Genomic DNA, 1,642 nt, shown 5'->3' with positions numbered 1-1,642 from the left:
CCCGACGTGGCACCGACCGGTGCGCGGCATACGCTGTCCTCCATGCGCCGCCAGCACCTCACCGAGACCTGGCTCGTGCTCGGTGTGTCCCTGGGAGCCTCGGCGATCTGGTCACTGCTGCGCATCGTCGACAAGCTGACCCGGTCGGCACCGCTCGGGTCGCAGACCACCTCGATGAACTCGTCGGTGACCCCGGACCGGCCGTGGCTCGACCTCGCCTACCAGCTCACCGGGGTCGCGCTGGCCGTGGTGCCGGTGCTCCTCGCCCTGCACCTGCTGCGCCGCGACGACCCGGACGAACCCCACACGATGGGCTTCGACCTGCGCCGGCCGGGTCAGGACCTCGTGCGCGGGGCGGTGCTGGCCGCCGTCATCGGCCTCCCCGGGCTCGCGCTGTACGCCGCCGCGAAGGCCCTCGACCTCAACACGACGATCGCCGCTGCCAACCTCGCGAGCGCTTGGTGGACCGTCCCCGTCCTGGTCCTCGCCGCCGCCCAGAACGCGGTGCTCGAAGAGGTGGTCATGGTGGGCTACCTGTTCAAACGGTGGGGCCAGGCCGGGTGGGGGCGCTGGCAGATCATCCTCACCAGCGCCGTGATCCGAGGCACCTACCACCTCTACCAGGGGTTCGGCGGCTTCGTCGGCAACATCGTCATGGGGGTGGTCTTCGGCTGGTGGTACACCCGCTCCAAGCGGGTGATGCCGCTCGTGGTGGCCCACACGATCCTCGACGTCGTCGCCTTCGTCGGCTACGCGCTACTGCGCGACCGCCTCAGCTGGCTCTGACCCGTCCCGGAACCGACCAACAGGTCGGTCCGGGTACGCCCTGACGCTCACAAACGGGTACCCCCATCGACCTGTTGGTCGATGGGGGTACGCGTTGGTGGTGGGGATGCCGGTCAGTGACCTGCGCGCATCGCCGCCAGGAGGTCGTGGTTGAGCGTGGAGATGACGTCCTGCGGGATGCCCTTCGGGCAGGCCTGAGAGCAGGCGCCGACGTTGGTGCAGCCACCAAAGCCCTCGTGGTCGTGCTGGTCGACCATGGAGACGACTCGCGCCATCCGCTCGGGCTGACCCTGGGGCAGCTCGGAGAGGTGGGTGACCTTGGCGCCCATGAACAGCATGGCGCTCGCGTTCGGGCAGGCCGCGACGCACGCGCCGCACCCGATGCACTCGGCCGCCGTGAACGCCCGGTCGGCAGCCGGCTTGGGGACCGGCGCGGCGTGGGCGTCGGGGGCGGACCCGGTGTTGACCGAGATGTAGCCGCCCGCCTGGATGATGCGGTCGAAGGCACCGCGGTCGACGACGAGGTCCTTGATGACCGGGAACGCGTTGGCGCGCCACGGCTCGATCGTGATGACCGCACCGTCGCGGAAGCTGCGCATGTGCAGCTGACAGGTCGTCGTCTTCTCGGGCCCGTGAGCCTCGCCGGAGATCATCAGGCCACACATGCCGCAGATGCCCTCACGGCAGTCGCTGTCGAAGGCGATGGGCTCCTGTCCGGCCGCGTTGAGCTGTTCGTTGAGCACGTCGAGCATCTCGAGGAAGCTCATGTCGGGGCTGATGTCGGAGACCTTGTAGACGACGAGCTCGCCGGTGTGGCGGGGGCCGGCCTGGCGCCAGATCTTCAGGGTGAGGTTCA

2 protein-coding genes are annotated in these 1,642 nt (G+C 69.4%); one reads left to right on the top strand and one right to left on the bottom strand.

The genetic code is table 11. The annotated features are described in order from the left end of the window. Positions 1-42: 42 nt before the first annotated feature. Positions 43-786, top strand: coding sequence for a CPBP family intramembrane glutamic endopeptidase (locus tag PLL68_RS06135; RefSeq protein WP_324532641.1), 744 nt, complete (start codon positions 43-45; stop codon positions 784-786). Between the two features lie 113 nt (positions 787-899). Here the strand turns inward: PLL68_RS06135 and PLL68_RS06130 are convergent. Further along, the coding region (locus PLL68_RS06130) for a succinate dehydrogenase/fumarate reductase iron-sulfur subunit (RefSeq protein ID WP_324532639.1) at positions 900-1,642 on the bottom strand (743 nt) is incomplete at its 5' end.

This window comes from Ornithinibacter sp. (assembly GCF_035443565.1).
Taxonomy (GTDB): Bacteria; Actinomycetota; Actinomycetes; order Actinomycetales; family Dermatophilaceae; genus Fodinibacter.
Note: the sequence above shows the minus strand (reverse complement) of the source record. Positions and strands in the feature narration are given on the sequence as shown.